This is a genomic window from Microbulbifer sp. S227A, from assembly GCF_049800935.1.
Genome location: NZ_JBNAFZ010000001.1, coordinates 180,355 through 195,975 on the forward strand (window position 1 = coordinate 180,355; position 15,621 = coordinate 195,975).

The 15,621-nt window shown below is 63.8% G+C and carries 13 protein-coding genes and 1 riboswitch; of the genes, 1 reads left to right on the plus strand and 12 read right to left on the minus strand.

Features of this window, described 5'->3' with window-relative positions; all coding sequences use genetic code 11:
- Positions 1 to 160: 160 nt before the first annotated feature.
- The 12 genes from ACP15R_RS00875 to ybeY form a co-directional block, all read right to left on the minus strand.
- Entirely contained in the window at positions 161 to 577 is a 417-nt protein-coding gene (locus tag ACP15R_RS00875; protein ID WP_424984474.1) for a hypothetical protein, read from the minus strand.
- Between the two features lies 1 nt (position 578).
- A complete protein-coding gene (locus ACP15R_RS00880) occupies positions 579 to 1,547 on the minus strand; it encodes a hypothetical protein (protein WP_424984475.1) in 969 nt (322 codons plus the stop codon).
- 146 nt (positions 1,548 to 1,693) lie between these two features.
- Positions 1,694 to 3,373, minus strand: a complete 1,680-nt coding sequence (gene rpsA, locus ACP15R_RS00885) for a 30S ribosomal protein S1 (RefSeq protein WP_424984476.1) — start codon at positions 3,371 to 3,373, stop codon at positions 1,694 to 1,696.
- 273 nt (positions 3,374 to 3,646) lie between these two features.
- Positions 3,647 to 3,934, minus strand: a complete 288-nt coding sequence (locus ACP15R_RS00890; protein WP_424984477.1) for a hypothetical protein — start codon at positions 3,932 to 3,934, stop codon at positions 3,647 to 3,649.
- A 133-nt stretch (positions 3,935 to 4,067) separates the two neighbouring features.
- Positions 4,068 to 4,685, minus strand: coding sequence for a (d)CMP kinase (locus tag ACP15R_RS00895; RefSeq protein WP_424984478.1), 618 nt, complete (start codon positions 4,683 to 4,685; stop codon positions 4,068 to 4,070).
- Positions 4,682 to 5,218: a hypothetical protein gene (locus ACP15R_RS00900; protein WP_424984479.1), complete on the minus strand. Its 537-nt coding sequence runs from the start codon at positions 5,216 to 5,218 to the stop codon at positions 4,682 to 4,684. Before ACP15R_RS00900 ends, ACP15R_RS00895 begins: the two co-directional genes overlap by 4 nt.
- Positions 5,219 to 5,225: 7 nt before the next feature.
- Positions 5,226 to 6,578, minus strand: a complete 1,353-nt coding sequence (aroA, locus tag ACP15R_RS00905) for a 3-phosphoshikimate 1-carboxyvinyltransferase (RefSeq protein WP_424984480.1) — start codon at positions 6,576 to 6,578, stop codon at positions 5,226 to 5,228.
- 90 nt (positions 6,579 to 6,668) lie between these two features.
- A complete protein-coding gene (gene trmB / locus ACP15R_RS00910) occupies positions 6,669 to 7,370 on the minus strand; it encodes a tRNA (guanine(46)-N(7))-methyltransferase TrmB (protein WP_424984481.1) in 702 nt (233 codons plus the stop codon).
- A 165-nt stretch (positions 7,371 to 7,535) separates the two neighbouring features.
- A complete protein-coding gene (gene metK, locus ACP15R_RS00915; protein WP_424984482.1) occupies positions 7,536 to 8,717 on the minus strand; it encodes a methionine adenosyltransferase in 1,182 nt (393 codons plus the stop codon).
- A 6-nt stretch (positions 8,718 to 8,723) separates the two neighbouring features.
- A riboswitch (SAM-SAH riboswitch) is annotated at positions 8,724 to 8,773 on the minus strand.
- Between the two features lie 39 nt (positions 8,774 to 8,812).
- Positions 8,813 to 10,315, minus strand: a complete 1,503-nt coding sequence (gene lnt, locus ACP15R_RS00920; RefSeq protein ID WP_424984483.1) for an apolipoprotein N-acyltransferase — start codon at positions 10,313 to 10,315, stop codon at positions 8,813 to 8,815.
- A complete protein-coding gene (locus ACP15R_RS00925) occupies positions 10,315 to 11,223 on the minus strand; it encodes a hemolysin family protein (protein WP_424984484.1) in 909 nt (302 codons plus the stop codon). Before ACP15R_RS00925 ends, lnt begins: the two co-directional genes overlap by 1 nt.
- 23 nt (positions 11,224 to 11,246) lie before the next feature.
- Complete coding sequence (ybeY, locus tag ACP15R_RS00930; protein ID WP_424984485.1) at positions 11,247 to 11,759, minus strand: rRNA maturation RNase YbeY; 513 nt, start codon at positions 11,757 to 11,759, stop codon at positions 11,247 to 11,249.
- A 311-nt stretch (positions 11,760 to 12,070) separates the two neighbouring features.
- On the opposite strand from ybeY, the gene ACP15R_RS00935 reads away from it, so the two are divergent.
- The gene (locus tag ACP15R_RS00935) at positions 12,071 to 15,601 is read left to right on the plus strand and encodes a hypothetical protein (RefSeq protein ID WP_424984486.1); all 3,531 of its coding nucleotides are present in this window, start codon (positions 12,071 to 12,073) and stop codon (positions 15,599 to 15,601) included.
- Positions 15,602 to 15,621 lie beyond the last annotated feature (20 nt).

Consider the following 15,621-nt stretch of genomic DNA (forward strand, 5'->3'; position numbering starts at 1 on the left):
CGGGAACCAGAACTATTGGAATATGCACGGAAAAATTTGCGCTGATCCACCGTGGCACCCGAATTTGCAAGCAAGTTGGAAGCATGGGTTTAGCCCGCACCGAAATTTGCCACCAAACCGCGAGCGGCGCGATTCGCCACCCATATCGGCCAGTATGCGCTCAATCCGCTTGTGATTGCCCAAAGAGGGTCAGGAACAGCGTGGTGAAAAATCCGCCAAACGCCGCCTCGACAATTGCAATTGCGCCGGGCAACAGATCTTCGGTGGCGATAAAGCCGGTGCCGTAGGAATAGAGCACAAAGGCATTGCCACAGGCATAGGCCAAAAACAGGATCGACAACAGCGCCAGGAAGGTGCCGCTGACATTTGGCCCCTTTGGCCCCTTGGCGGTGCCCACCGACTTGACCACGACACCGACGTAGATGCCGAAGACCGGCAGGAACACGGCGATGGTCGAGAAATAGGTTTCCGGCTTGGTGATCCTGGCCTGCAGATAGATCGCGCAATAAGACACGAACACCACATGGACCAGCACGACGAGAATGGCGAAAAAGGCGCGAGCCGAGCGGGTCGACATGTTACCAGGCCCCATCGTATTCGGCGTCAAGCGCATCCGCGACCCGTGACATCACCGCCGCCCGGAAGGTCTCGAACCCCTCGTCGAAATCAAGCGAGGTAAAGCCGCCTGAAGGCTTGTCGCCATCCGCGGGCCAGCGCTTGATCGCCGTGATCGGCATGTCAAAGCTGAGCGCGAACTGCGTCTGCCCGCCCAGCCAATGGGGATAGATTTCCCAATAGGTGCTCTCCCAATTGCCGGGGCGACCGGTCAGCCCGCCTTCGGAGACCAGCAGACGCACCGCCAGCTTGCCCCCCTGATAGACCAGCGCGCAGGTCTGCCGGGGCGTGGTATCGCAGGTCAATTGCGTCACCTCTTCGATCGCGGTCTTGACCAGGCCGCGCAGGTCGATCGTCAGGTTCTCGCGCAGGTCCAGAAACTGCTCTTCGCTGACCCACATCAGGGCCGAAGGCGATCCCGCATCACCCCCCGGGCGCAGGGCGATCACGTCGCGCCCGCCCCATTGGCGAACCTTCAACGTGACTTCAATCTCGTAACCGGGCTGCACCTCGGTACAGAACGCCCGATAGGATCGCCCGGCAAAACGGTCTTCGAAGCCGTCGATATAGGGCACATAAGCGTCTGTATTCAGCTGAAAATATTGCGCCTGAAACGGATCGGCGGGGTCGCAATAGGCGATCTCGGTAAAGCGCATGGTCCGGGCCTGCTGCAGGAATTCGTCTTGCCGCGTCGCATCGACAAGCACGATGACGCGGAGCGGATCACATCCGGCCTCGCCACACAGAAAGCTGCGCGAACACAGATCGTCACCGGACCACGCGCTGTCCCACGAGGCGCTGCACCGGGCCGATGCCGCACGCAGATGGTCGGTATTCGTGGGGTCGATCTCCCACAGGCTGGTCTGCGCTGTGGCCGCGGAGCCCAGAGCGGCGAGGATCGCCAGGAAAAGAAAATTGAACAAACGAAACATGGGCGAGCCCGATCAAACCACCTGCCGCGATGGTGGCAGAACCCCGATCACCTGTCAAACCATGGCACCGCGCCGCTGCCGGGTACGAAAAAACCCGCCGAACAGCGTCCGGCGGGTTTCTGTCTTGTCCGGGATGACCGGTTGGATCAATCGTCGCCCTTGAGCGCGGCGCCCAGGATATCGCCCAGCGATGCACCGGAGTCCGAGGAGCCGTACTGTTCCACGGCTTCTTTCTCTTCGGCGATCTCGCGGGCCTTGATCGACAGGCCCAGACGGCGGGTCTTGCTGTCGACATTGGTGACGCGCACGTCGATCTTGTTGCCGACGCTGAAACGCTCGGGGCGCTGCTCGGCACGGTCGCGGGACAGGTCGGAGCGGCGGATGAAGGATTTCATGCCTTCATATTCCACTTCGATGCCACCGTCTTCGATCGCGGTCACTTCGACGGTGATGATCGAACCACGCTTGACGCCGCCAACGGCCTCGGCAAACTTGTCGCCGCCCAGGGCCTTGATCGACAGGCTGATGCGCTCTTTCTCGACATCCACCTCGGAGACCACGGCCGAAACCATGTCGCCCTTGCGATAGTTCTGGATCGCGTCTTCGCCGCGCTCGTCCCAGGACAGGTCGGACAGGTGAACCATGCCGTCGATATCGCCTTCGAGACCGATGAACAGACCGAATTCGGTGATGTTCTTGACCTCGCCCTCGACCTCGGTTCCTTCGGGGAACTGCTCGGCAAAGACTTCCCACGGGTTGCGCATGGTCTGCTTGAGACCCAGCGAAACGCGACGCTTGGCACCGTCGATTTCCAGCACCATGACTTCGACTTCCTGCGAGGTCGACACGATCTTGCCGGGGTGCACGTTTTTCTTGGTCCAGGACATTTCGGACACGTGAACCAGACCTTCGACGCCGGGCTCGAGCTCAACAAAGGCACCGTAATCGGTGATGTTGGTGACACGACCGGTGTGCACCGAGCTGAGCGGGTATTTCGCGCCAACCAGATCCCACGGATCTTCCTGCAGCTGTTTCATGCCGAGGCTGATGCGGTGGGTTTCCTTGTTGATCTTGATGACCTGAACCTTGACGGTTTCGCCGATCGACAGGATCTCGGAAGGGTGGTTCACGCGGCGCCATGCCATGTCGGTGACGTGCAGCAGCCCGTCAACACCGCCAAGGTCAACAAACGCACCGTATTCGGTGATGTTCTTGACCACGCCGTCCACGGCCTGACCTTCGTGCAGGTTGCCGATGACTTCGGCGCGCTGTTCGGCGCGGGACTCTTCGAGGATCGCGCGGCGCGACACAACGATGTTGCCACGGCGGCGGTCCATTTTCAGGATCTGGAACGGCTGCTTGAGACCCATCAGCGGGCCGGCATCGCGCACCGGGCGCACATCGACCTGCGAGCCGGGCAGGAAAGCCACGGCACCGCCGAGATCGACGGTGAAACCGCCTTTGACACGGCCAAAGATCGCGCCTTCGACACGCTGCTCGTCGGCATAGGCTTTTTCCAGACGATCCCAGGCTTCTTCACGGCGGGCCATTTCGCGGGAAATGACGGCTTCGCCACGGGCGTTCTCGACCTGGCGCAGGAAGACTTCGACCTCGTCACCGGCGGCGATGTCGGGGGCTTCTCCGGGATTTGCGAATTCTTTCAGATCGACGCGGCCTTCCATCTTGTAGCCTACGTCGATGATGGCTTGTCCCGCTTCGATTGCGATGACCTTGCCTTTGACAACAGACCCTTCCTCGGGCGTGTCCATTTCGAAGCTTTCGTTCAGGAGGGCTTCGAATTCCTCCATGGATGCGTTAGCGGACATATATAAGTCGTTTCCTTTTTCACATTTTTGCGGGCCGTGCGGTTGTCTCCGCCGGTCTTGGATTGGTCAGAAGGACGCAAAGCAAAGAGGGCCGGATGGTCCGACCCTGCTCGTCTCGTTGCCATTGCGGTGATTTCCACCTTGTCGACGGGTGCGTCTTAACGAAGCGCCGGGCCGTTGGCAAGCCCTGCATATGCGGACCCGCGCGCGAAAACCTGCCCCGATGTCCGGCCCGCGCGGCGGGAGGAGAAAACCGCGCGGGCCGGTCGCTCTTCAGCCAAAGAGCGGGTCTTCAAAGCCGGCCGGTGCCCCCACATGTGCAATATGCGGGTCCGCCTCTCCGTCCATCGGGTCGATCCGACCCAGAACCCGCGGCATGGTCAGCCCATCCATCTGGTCCTCGGCACCGGGGATCACCGGATCCACGTGCATCCCCTCGCGCGAGGCACCGCCGCTGCCCCAGACGGCCGTCGGGTCAAACCGGCTCTCTCCGGGGATGTCATCGATCATGCGATACTCCGCGGTGTCGGTTGTTGCGGTCTTGAAAACGAATACGTCCATCTGAAACCTCGCGAAAACATGGCACTGCCTGTTGCCTTCCGGTCCGCACGGGAGCCGGTGAAAGCACGCTAACAATTGCCGATCACCGGCGTCAGTCCGGAATACATGACCGAGGTTTTCCCGACCTTGACGGTCAGCGGTCGCGCGGCAACCGGTCCCGGACCAGGCGCGTCACTTGCTCCAGCGCCTCGTCGATCGACAGATCGCTGGTATCCACAAGGATCGCGTCCCCTGCCGGTTTCAACGGCGCATCCGCCCGGTTCATGTCACGCTCATCCCGCGCCCGCACATCCGCCAGGACCGTCTCATAGCTGTCCGTCGCGCCCTGTGCCGCTTGTTCCTCGTACCGACGCCGCGCCCGCACGTCGGCGCTGGCGGTGACGAACAGCTTTACATCGGCACCGGGGCAGATCACCGTCCCGATGTCACGCCCATCCAGAACCGCACCGCCCGGCCGCGCGGCAAACTCGCGCTGGAACGCCACAAGCGCCCTACGCACCCCGGCAATTGCCGCCACCTTGCTGGCCATTTGCGCAACCTCGGCGCTGCGCAGATTGCCCGCCTCCAGATGGTCCGGAGTCAGCGTCGATGCCGCCGCTACCGGATCCGCCCCATTCAACACCAGCGCAGCCACGGCCCGGTAGAGCAGACCGGTATCCAGGTGATCAAACCCGAACCGCGCGGCAATGGCCTTGCTGATGGTCCCCTTGCCCGCCGCCGCCGGCCCGTCGATCGCGATGGTAAATGTCATGTCATCCCCCTGAACCGGTCCAGGCTCCACCGCACGACCTGTCCGATCACGCAGAGCAAAAGCAGCAATACCGACGCCTCGAACAACTGGAACTTGAGCACCGTGAAGGTGCTCGCCAATTCGACCTGTTCCGGCGTCAACAACGGTGCCTTCAGCATCCGCGCCACCGCCGCATTCTCGAGCATGTCCACATAGAAACAGGCCGCCGGCAAGAGCGTCCCTGCGATTGCCCAACGACCGAAATTGCGCCGCAGAGCGAGATAGATTGCAAAGGCCAGCCCGCCCGCCAGGGCAAGGGGAAACAGCGTGTCCAACACCCGCTGCGCCCCCAGGTACAAACGCCGCGCCGGCTCGTCCAGGCCGGTCACGTATGTTCTCGCGGTTTCGTAATCATAGCCGTCGCGCCGCAGATCGAACATCGGCGCGCCATTGGCCCCCTCGGTGATCGCCGGCTTGGTCCAGATCGACATCAACAGCAGACACAGAACCGCCAGCGCGGCCAACGCCGCCAGCACAACCCATGCCCGCCCCACGATGCCGCTATCCCTGTGGCCGCGACAACGCCGCCCCAAGCCGCTGCATCAACGGCTCGAAGATCGGGAAGGACGTGGCGATGGGGCCACCGTCATCCACGCTCACCGGGTGCTGTGTCGCCATGCCCATGACCATGAACGACATGGCAATCCGGTGATCCAGGTGGCTGGCACAGGTCGCCCCGCCCGCAACCGATCCCGGCCCATGCCCGGTGACCGACCACCAGTCTTCGCCCTCTTCGACATCGACACCATTGGCCCGCAGCCCGGTTGCCATCGCGTCGATCCGGTCGCTTTCCTTGACCCGTAACTCCTTGACACCGCGCATCATGGTGATGCCGCTGGCAAAAGACGCCACGACCGACAATACCGGGTATTCATCGATCATGCTCGCCGCGCGTTCGGGCGGCACGTCGATCCCTTTCATATCGGGCGAAAACCGTGCACGCAGATCGGCCACCGGTTCGCCACCCTCCTGGCGCTCGTTCTCATAGGTCAGGTCCGCACCCATCTCGCGCAGGGTGGTGAACAACCCCGCCCGCGTCGGATTGAGCCCGATCCCCGGCACCAGCACGTCCGACCCCGGCACGATCAGCGCCGCACAGACCGGAAAGGCTGCGCTGGACGGATCGCGCGGCACCGCGATCACCTGTGGCTGCAATTCGGGCTGACCGGTCAGCGTGATCACCCGGCCCTCTTCGGTTTCCTCGGTGGTGATCTCGGCCCCGAACCCCGCCAGCATCCGCTCCGAATGGTCGCGGGTGGCTTCCTTTTCGATCACCACGGTCTTGCCCGGCGCATTCAACCCGGCCAGCAGGACGGCGGATTTGACCTGTGCCGACGGCATGGGCACGTCGTATCGTACCGGCACCGGCTGCGCCGCGCCGACAATGGTCATCGGCAACCGCCCGCCCGCACGCCCCACCGCCCGCGCCCCGAACAGCGCCAGGGGATCGGTCACCCGCGCCATCGGCCGCTTGTTCAGGCTGGCATCGCCGGTAAAGGTCGCGCTGATCGGACAGGTTGCCATCGCCCCCATGATCAGCCGCACGCCGGTGCCGGAATTGCCGCAATCGATGACCTGATCCGGTTCGGCAAAACCGCCGACGCCAACCCCGTGCACATGCCATGTGCCATCACCATCCCGCTCGACCTCGGCCCCGAAAGCCCGCATCGCCCTGGCCGTGTCCAGAACATCCTCGCCCTCGAGCAATCCGGTGATCCGTGTCTCGCCAACCGCCATCGCCCCCAGGATGATCGAGCGGTGCGAAATCGACTTGTCCCCGGGTACATCGGCCACGCCGGACAACGCCCCGCAAGGGGCGGACATCATCGGAATCGGGGTGCCATGGCTGGACATATCGTGCCTCTCCTCAAGTCGGTGCCCCCCGCTTTAACCGATGCCCGCGAGAGGGTCCACAACCCGTGATCGCCGCGCAGGCAGATCGCCTCACAGGCGGCGGAATGTCAGGTAATGCGGCACCCGCCCCTCGCGCAGCGCCTTCTGCTCATAGCGCGTCGACAGCCAGTCATCCCACGGCGCGCGCCAATCCGACGGACGCTCGGCAAGCCATTCGAACCCCGCCCTGGGCACCTCTTCCAGGGTTTGGCGCACGTAATCCGGAATATCCGTGGCCACCCGCAGAATCGCCCCGGGCGCCAGCACGCGATGCAACGGCCCCAGATGTTCGGGGGTGACAAACCGCCGCCGATGATGCCGCGTCTTGGGCCATGGATCGGGATAGAGCAGGAACGCCCGCCGGATCGACCCCGCCGGCAAGACGTCCATCAGATCGCGCGCGTCACCGGGATGCACCGCCAGGTTGCTCACCCCCGCCCGGCGTATCTTGCCCAGCAACATCGCCACGCCGTTGATATAGGGTTCCGCGCCGATGATCCCGATATCCGGGTTCGCGCGCGCCTGATGCACCAGGTGCTCGCCGCCACCAAACCCGATCTCGAGCCACACCGGACGCCCGCCGAACAACGCCTCCAGGTCAAGCGGCGCGCGCTCCGGGTTCTCATCCCATCCCACCGCCCCCGGCGACAGCGCCGCGAGGTCCTCGTCCAGATAGGTCTGCTGGCTCTTCTTCAGCGCCTTGCCCTTCAGGCGGCCATAGAAATTTCGATGCGGGCGGGTGCGTTCTGTCATGGCGCGCGGTCTAGCCCGATGGGCCCTCGTTCACAATCCCCGCCCACGGCACCGGACAGCAGCGCTGCCCTGAAAATGCCCAGGCGGTCTTCATCTTTGTCCAAATACTCCGGGGAGTTTGAGGGGCAGCGCCCCTCATCCCCCAAAGCCCGGTACACCGTCCCGTCAGAGCGCCGCCTTCAGCGCCTCGACAAGATCGGTCTTCTCCCAGCTGAACCCGCCATCCGCATCGGGCTCCCGCCCGAAATGCCCATAGGCCGCGGTACGCTGATAGATCGGCCTGTTCAGTTGCAGATGCTCGCGAATGCCACGCGGGGTCAGGTCCATCACCCTGGCCACCGCGCCTTCGATCGCGGCATTTGCAACCTGCCCGGTGCCATGGGTGTCCACATAGATCGACAGCGGACGCGACACGCCGATGGCATAGCTCAGCTGCAAGGTCGCGCGATCCGCGAGTCCCGCCGCCACGATATTCTTGGCCAGGTAGCGCGCCGCATAGGCCGCCGAGCGGTCAACCTTGGTCGGGTCCTTGCCGGAAAACGCCCCGCCCCCGTGCGGCGCGGCACCGCCATATGTGTCCACGATGATCTTGCGCCCGGTCAGCCCGGCATCGCCATCGGGACCGCCGATCACGAATTTTCCGGTCGGGTTCACATGCCACTCGGTCACCTCGGTCAGCCAGCCATCGGGCAGCACCTCGGTGATATAGGGCGCGACAATCGCGCGGATGTCGTCGCTCGTCAGGTCCGCGTCCAGATGCTGGGTGCTCAAGACCAGCGAGCGGACGCTGACCGGACGGCCATTCTCGTAGCTCAGCGAAAGCTGGCTCTTGGCATCCGGACCAAGCGCCGGCTCGGTGCCGTCCTTGCGCACCTCGGCCAGCCGCCGCAGGATCGCATGGGCATATTGAATCGGTGCCGGCATGTAGGCCGGGGTTTCATTGGTGGCAAAGCCGAACATGATGCCCTGGTCGCCGGCGCCCTCTTCCTTGTCACCAGAGGCATCAACCCCCTGGGCGATATGCGCCGATTGCTCGTGCAACAGGTTGGTGATTTCACAGGTCGCATAGTGAAACTTGTCCTGCTCATAGCCGATGTCACGAATGCAGTCCCGCGCGATCTGGTCGATGCGGCCCATATAGTCGTTCAGCTTGGCCTGATCGCTCAGCCCGATCTCACCGCCGATGACCACGCGATTGGTGGTGGCAAAGGTCTCCGCGGCGACGCGGGCTTCGGGCTCCTCTGACAGCAGGGCATCGAGGATCGCGTCCGAGATACGGTCACAGACCTTGTCCGGATGCCCCTCGGAAACCGATTCCGAGGTGAAGGTATAATTGTTACGGGACATGAATAGCGCTCCATTGGGGTTTATCCCGCCACGCCAGGAAGCCGTTGTGACAGGTCTGTGCCGGGTTACGGCTGCTAACCGGCAAGGTCAATCGCCTAGGGCCGATTTATTTTCCGCCCCACCCACGGCAATCCCGCGAGCACCATCAGCAGAACGCCCAGCACCGGCCAATCCCCGACCCGCGCATAGGGCGTCGCGCCCAATGGCGCCGGCAGGTCCGCATCGATGAACCCCGCCTCGCCCAGCGGCAGGCTTTCGGTGATCCGCCCCCAGGGATCGATCATCGCCGAGATCCCGGTATTGGCGGCCCGCACCATCGGCAGGCCCTGTTCGATGGCCCGCATCCGGGCCTGCGCGAGATGCTGATAGGGGCCCGCGAATTCTCCGAACCAGGCGTCATTTGTCGCCTGCAGCAGGAAATCCGCGCGCCCTTCGCCGCTGCTTGCATCCTCGGGAAACACCGCTTCATAGCAGATCAGCGGCAGCCCCCCGCCAAGCGCCCCGAACGCCATCAGGACCGGACCCGGCCCGGCGCTATAGCCATCGCCCTCTTGCGCGGCGAATCCGCGCAACCCGAATCGCGCGGCAAAATCCCCGCCGGGGAAATATTCTCCAAAGGGCACGAGATGATGCTTGTCATAGATCGCGGCAATGTCGCCACCCGCATCCAGCTGGACCAGCGAATTGTACTGGCGCGGCCCATCGCTGCGCTGAATGCCCACGACCATGGGGGTGCCCCGCGCCGCATCGGACATGCGCGCCAACGCCGGACCCGCGTATTCCAGCAGGACCGGCACCGCTGTTTCCGGCCATACGATCAGATCCGGATGCGGCAGCGCGGCGGTAAAGTCGATCTGGCGCTGAAAGAAAACCGGCATGAATTCCGGGTCCCATTTTTGGTGTTGCGGCGCGTTGGGCTGAATGATCCGGACCGTTCCGGTGGAGGGGTGTTGCGCGGGTATTGCGCGGGACAGGCCCAGCCCCACCAGCACCAAGATGAGCACCGGCACGACCGAGATCAACCGTCGCGCCCACCCCCCGTGCGAGATCAGGGCGACCCCCGGCACAAGCGCCGCGAACAGGGTCAGCGCGCCAAGCCCCTGTGGCCCTATCCATGCGAGCCACAGCGCAACATCTGTTCCGACCCAGACCTGCGCCAGCCCCGCCCAGGGAAACCCGGTCAGCACATGGGCCCGCGCGACTTCGGCGAGCGACAGCGCCACGACAAGCGCCGCGATCCGCATCGCCCCGGAACGCGCCAGCCACGTGGCACCCCAGAACGCCGCCGCCCAAAACAGCGCGAGACCGCCCGACAGCAGGATCAGCGCAAAAGGTGCCATCCAGCCATGCCGGGCGACATCCACCAGAAACGGTTCGACAATCCAGATCAGCGCATGGGCGAAATACCCGGTCGCCAGCGCCCATCCCAGCCACGCAGCCCGCCCGGGCCGGTCGATCCCCTGCACGAGCCAGGGCACCAGCGCCAGCGCCAGCAGCGTGACCGGCCATAAGCCGTAGGGCGCAAGCCCGAGCGCCGCCAGCCCCCCGAGCCCGGCCGCCAGGCCCATCCGCAGCAACGGCCCGCGGGGCGGTGACATCATACGGCATACTCGGGAAGGCGCACGCGCAGGCGCTTGATCCGGCGCGGGTCGGCGTCGATCACCTCGAACTCCGGCCCCTCGGGATGCGGCACGACCTCGCCACGACCGGGCACGCGCCCGGACAGCATGAACACCAGCCCGCCCAGCGTGTCGATTTCCTCTTCATCGACCTCGTGATGGTCGGTCAGCGACTGGCCGATCTCGGCCTCGAACTCGGCCAGCGGCGTCTTGGCCAGCGCCACGTAGCAGCCGGGTTTCTCCTTGACCCATGGGCGGTCCTCGTCGGTGTCGTGTTCGTCCTCGATTTCGCCGACCACCTGTTCGATCAGGTCCTCGATGGTCAGCAACCCGTCAACGCCGCCATATTCGTCGATCACCAGCGCCATGTGGCGGCGTTCGGTTTGCATCTTGGTCAGCAACACCCCGATCGGCATCGACGGCGGCACAAAAAGCAGCGGCCGCAGCATCGAACCCAGGTCAAACTCCGCGGTCTCGCCGTTGAACCCGTGGCTGAGGGCAAAATCCTTGAGGTGGACAAATCCGAGCGGCGTATCCAGCGTGCCTTCGTAGACCGGGATGCGGGTCATGCCGCTCTCGCGGAACTGCTGCACCAGCTCGTCCTTGGATATGCTGTTGGGCACCGCGACAATTTCGGCGGTGGGGATCGCCACATCCTCGACCCGCATACGACGCAGGTTGATCATGCCGCGGGTTTCGACGGCCTTGCCGTTCAGCGATGTTGCCGGCGGTTCTTCGGGCGGCGAAAACGCCTCGATGATGCGTCCGATCAGGCCGGGGCGTTCCGTCCCCTCCTGTTCATCGGCCTCGTGTCTCGCGGGAAGTGCCGTTTCGTCCTGTGGCTGCGCGCGCTGCGCCGCGCTAGAACTGCCGTCTGTGTCGTCCATCGTTCCTATCCAAATGGGGGCATTCAGGCCCCGTCTCTTACCCAATATGGGTCATCGATACCCAATTTGCCAAGTATCTCGACTTCGCGCCCCTGCATCAAGGCCGCATCGGGGTCACGAATGTGGTCATACCCCAGAAGATGCAACAGACCATGAACGATCAGATGTGTGACATGTTCACTCATCGGCTTGCCCGCGGCCCCGGCTTCGCGCGCGCAGGTTTCATAGGAAATCGCCACATCGCCAAGCTCGATCTCGCCAAAGACATCCGGTTGCGGCAGCGCCGGCAGCCCGCCCGGTTCCGGTGCCGCGAGATCGGTGGCCGGCCAGCTCAGCACATTGGTCGCCGCCGGCTTGCCGCGAAACTCGGCGTTCAGCTCGGCGATCTCGGCATCGTCGGTCGCAAGGATGGCCAGCGACACGTCGTCCGCATCAAGGCCCAGCCGCCCGAAGGTCGCCCGCCCGGCAGCCTCGGCGATCGCCTCAAGGTCGATCCCTGACCATTGCGCAGATTTCTGGTGGATCTCGATACTCATTCGGGTCCCGTCGCTTGCATCGCCCCGGCCCCTTGCCGGGATTTCACACGCTCTAGACCGATTGCGGGGCACAAGGCCAGCCCCATGCGCGGGCCGCGCCGTCGCGGTTCGGACACCGGTTTGGCAGGCAAATCCGGCAACCGGGAAGGAAAACGGTTGTCAGATCCCCGCTGACCGCACTAGGTTCATCGCAAGGTTGTATTCGATTGCACAGCCACGCGTCTTGTTTCCGCCCCTGGCAAACAAGTCATTGTACGAACTGATAGATCTTGCCGGAGACTGCTCCGGTTCACGAGAAGGACAAGGTTCTTATGGCCGGTAAGGAACTGACCACCCAGCAGATCGCCTTTCTTGACAGGTTCATCCTCAAGGGCTGGTTCACCGGCAGCAAGAACAAGAAAACCACAGATGCCTACAAGCGCTATGTCGAGGTTGAAAAGACCTTTCACGAAGCGCTGCTGGCCCTGCCGGGCAAGGATCCGCGGGTGCAGGCCCTGGGCGGTCGTGCCGCCGGCCCGATGGCCAAGAAGAATTCCGGCGACTTTGATGGCGCGCGCGAAGACCTGGCTCCGCTGATCCCGATGATCGAACAGCTGCGCCAGACGATCGCCTCGGAACATGCACAGGCGGTCGTGCAGTTCAACACAGTCATGGCCGACCTGCCGGATGCGGACCCGCGGGTGAAATCCATCGCGACCCGTGCCGATGGGCCGGCGAAAACCACCGCCCCCGCCGACATGCCCGCGGCGATGGACACGCTCAAGCTGCTTGGCGACGAGGCGACCAAGCTGGGGCCGGTCATGATGGCGGAACATGCCGAAGCGGTGCGCCAGTTCCAGCAGGCGATCAAGGTGCTGCCCGCCGATGATTCGCGGGTCAAGCTGATCCTCGACAAGTCTGTCGACCCGATCGGCAAGACCACCGCCAAGGACAGCTTTGCCGCGATCAAGACGCTGACCGATCTCAAGGCGGACATCGAACAGGCCAAGCTGGACATCGCCGCCGACAAGACCCGGATGCTGCAAAAGATCGCCCAACTGGCGGATCCCGGCGGGGCAACCCCGGATGAAAAGAAAGCCATGAAGGCCGAGCGCGACCGGGTGACAACCGCGATGGCCGGTGACTGGCCCTCGCCCGACGAGTTTGCCAAGGCGCAGCGGGCCTGCGAAGCGCTGGCAGCGCTCGTGCGCACGTCGGAAAAGATCTCGGCACTGGCCACCAAATCCCCCAAGGCCGCCGCCAAGGCGCGCGAGACATTTGCGAGTTTCGATGCGCTGATTGGCGACAAACCGGTGACGCCCGAGCGGATCGCCAAGGTCAAGGAAGACATCGAACAGGCCCGCAAGGATGCCTCCGACGCGGCATCGGATTGGAACAAGGCCAAGGCCCTGCCCGAAGGCAACCCCACGGAAATCGCGGCCAAGGAACTGGCGATCAAGACCGCGCTGGCCGAGTACCGCGCGGCGCGCACCCGCGAGAAAACCGCCAGCAAGCTCAACAGCGCGATCATCGGCAAACAGAAGCTGTCGGAATCGCTTGCCTTTGGCCCGCTTGCCCCCGATGCCGGGCGTCCGTTCACCGATGGGTCCGCCGAGAAGCTGATCGCCGCCTACAAGAAGGACCCGCTGCTGGCCGACAGCGCGGTTGCGCTCGCCCAACGGTCACGGGATCCGGACCAGATCGCCCATGTCATCGAACCGATGTGCAATCTCGCTGCGCAGGGGTTCAAGGCCAATGGCAAGGTAATGGGCGAGGAGCAGGCCCGGAGCTATGCCGAGAACCTGATGAAATCCGGCGATCACATCGGACCGGAATTCTATAACGGGCTGAACAGCTATCTGAAATCCGGCCGCCAGTACGAAAAGGATGCGCTCGGGCCGCTGCCGGGCACGTTCTCGGAACTGGCCGAGTCGCGCAGCAAGGCGATCGGCGGTGCCATGCTGGCCAGCAACGGCGCGTTCGATCCGACTTCGGACAAGGCCAAGAACGCCATCAACGACCTGATGTACAATCCCGACATCCTGCGCAACGCCACGCCTTCGCTGGCGCTGCACGCGTTTGAAACGCAAAAGGCGCTGCAAGACACCGGCACGAAAAACGCCTGCGCCAACGTGATCAATGGCATGAAGGCCCCTACCGGGCAGGCGGGCACCGGGCTTGTCTGCGAAGTTCTGGGTGTCAATCCTCCGTTGACCGACGCGGATGCCCGCCAGGCCGCGCTTTCGGCGTTTTTCACGCCGATGGACCAGGGGCCGGTCGGCTCCTGCTTTACCACCGCCCCCACCCGCAGGTTCCGGCATGAGAAACCCGAAGAGGCGTTGAAAGGCATTGCCGAAATTGCCAGCAAGGGCACCTTTACCTCGGCGAGCGGGCTCAAGGTGCCGGCAGTGACCAAGCTGAATGACGGCGGCAACCCGCTGATCCAGAGCTGGGAATTCAGCATCGCCTCGGCCGCCGCGACACAGACCGGCAGCCGCGAACGCAAGGCGCTGCGCAAGAACCTGCTTGCGCCCAACGGCCTGGGCAAGGTGATCGACACGGTCGGGGGGACGGACACGCTCAAGAAACAGGCGGCCCGCGCCAAGCTGACCATGGCCATCGGCACGGATTTCAACTTTTACTATGACCCAACCTCGGAAATCACCGATTCCAATGACGGGTCGTCCTCCAAGGGGCGCTATCGCATCCAGCCGGTGGACAATCTCGGTGCGCCCCGGGGCGGGCCGATCACCACCAAGGAAGAGTTCATCAAGGAGATGACCGCCTCGGCGCTCAAGGCGCTGTCGGTCAGCAAGACTTCGACCGAGGGCAAGGCGATCATTGCCCATATCAAATCCGATGCCTTTATCAACGCGGTCTGCCCCGGCAAGTACAAGCCATGGGAATTGTCGTCGGGCGGCATGGAACTTGACCCCACGCGGGCGCTGTTTGGCGGCACGCCCAAGACGCAAAAGGTGGTGGATGCGGTGCCCGATCCCAAGGCCCCGCCCAACGAAGGGTTGCGCACCAAGGAGGTTCTGACCGGTCTTGTCGACATGGTCGCGGGCTCCACCGAGCAGTTCATCAATATCGGCACCGAGGGCATCCATTCGTTCAACGCCCTGCCCACCGCCAAGAGCCGCCCCGGCGAACACACGATGCAGGATCTGCACGGCTCGACCCCCACCCAGACCGCGGCGAACATCCAGAGCAAGGTGATCGATCCGGGCAAGACGATTTCCGACACCGCCCTGTCGGCAGAGCGCGCGGCCTATATGTTCGACAAGAAGATCAATGCCCTGCTGGACAATGAAAGCGACGACGCCCTGCGCCAGGAGCTTGAGAAAGACGCCAAGGCCCACCGTCCCACCGCCGATGCAAAGCCCGAAGCGATCCTTGCCGCCGTGACCAGGGCCACCGAGGAATTCGACAAGAAACGGGCCCGCCGCGCCGCCGACAAATGGAAGGCCGATCAGAAAACCCCGCAGGAAAAGGCCGACGCCTGGAAGCTTGAGCGTGAAAAAACCGGGGCGACCGTGTCCGCGACCGAGCTTGCCGACAAGCTGCTCAAGGAGCAACAGGCGGCAACGGATGAATACAACAAGAAGCTGGCCAAGATGGAAAAGGACTACGCCAAGTCCACCAACAACGCCATGCTCAGCGAACTTGCCAACGACCTGGGCAGCCCGCAGGTCATGGTGGCGGATACCAACTGGGGCGATGAACGGACCCACACCTTTTTCGTGGCGATGCCCGACCCGACCACCGGAGAGCTCAGGCTGTGGAAACGCACGGAACCCGGCGGCGACCTGCGGCCGGAAGACCGCAAATGGGTCGACACGCTTTGGGACAGGACCGGATGATGATCCGCGAAGAAACGGCA

Excerpts from the sequence above, each read along its gene's own strand:
- ACP15R_RS00895 (WP_424984478.1), bottom strand. The coding sequence starts at position 4,685 with ATGACATTTACCATCGCGATCGACGGGCCGGCGGCGGCGGGCAAGGGG.
- ACP15R_RS00875 (WP_424984474.1), bottom strand. The coding sequence starts at position 577 with ATGTCGACCCGCTCGGCTCGCGCCTTTTTCGCCATTCTCGTCGTGCTG.
- trmB (WP_424984481.1), bottom strand. The coding sequence starts at position 7,370 with ATGACAGAACGCACCCGCCCGCATCGAAATTTCTATGGCCGCCTGAAG.
- ACP15R_RS00925 (WP_424984484.1), bottom strand. The coding sequence starts at position 11,223 with ATGGACGACACAGACGGCAGTTCTAGCGCGGCGCAGCGCGCGCAGCCA.
- lnt (WP_424984483.1), bottom strand. The coding sequence starts at position 10,315 with ATGTCACCGCCCCGCGGGCCGTTGCTGCGGATGGGCCTGGCGGCCGGG.
- ACP15R_RS00935 (WP_424984486.1), top strand. The coding sequence starts at position 12,071 with ATGGCCGGTAAGGAACTGACCACCCAGCAGATCGCCTTTCTTGACAGG.
- ACP15R_RS00880 (WP_424984475.1), bottom strand. The coding sequence starts at position 1,547 with ATGTTTCGTTTGTTCAATTTTCTTTTCCTGGCGATCCTCGCCGCTCTG.
- aroA (WP_424984480.1), bottom strand. The coding sequence starts at position 6,578 with ATGTCCAGCCATGGCACCCCGATTCCGATGATGTCCGCCCCTTGCGGG.
- metK (WP_424984482.1), bottom strand. The coding sequence starts at position 8,717 with ATGTCCCGTAACAATTATACCTTCACCTCGGAATCGGTTTCCGAGGGG.
- rpsA (WP_424984476.1), bottom strand. The coding sequence starts at position 3,373 with ATGTCCGCTAACGCATCCATGGAGGAATTCGAAGCCCTCCTGAACGAA.
- ACP15R_RS00890 (WP_424984477.1), bottom strand. The coding sequence starts at position 3,934 with ATGGACGTATTCGTTTTCAAGACCGCAACAACCGACACCGCGGAGTAT.
- ybeY (WP_424984485.1), bottom strand. The coding sequence starts at position 11,759 with ATGAGTATCGAGATCCACCAGAAATCTGCGCAATGGTCAGGGATCGAC.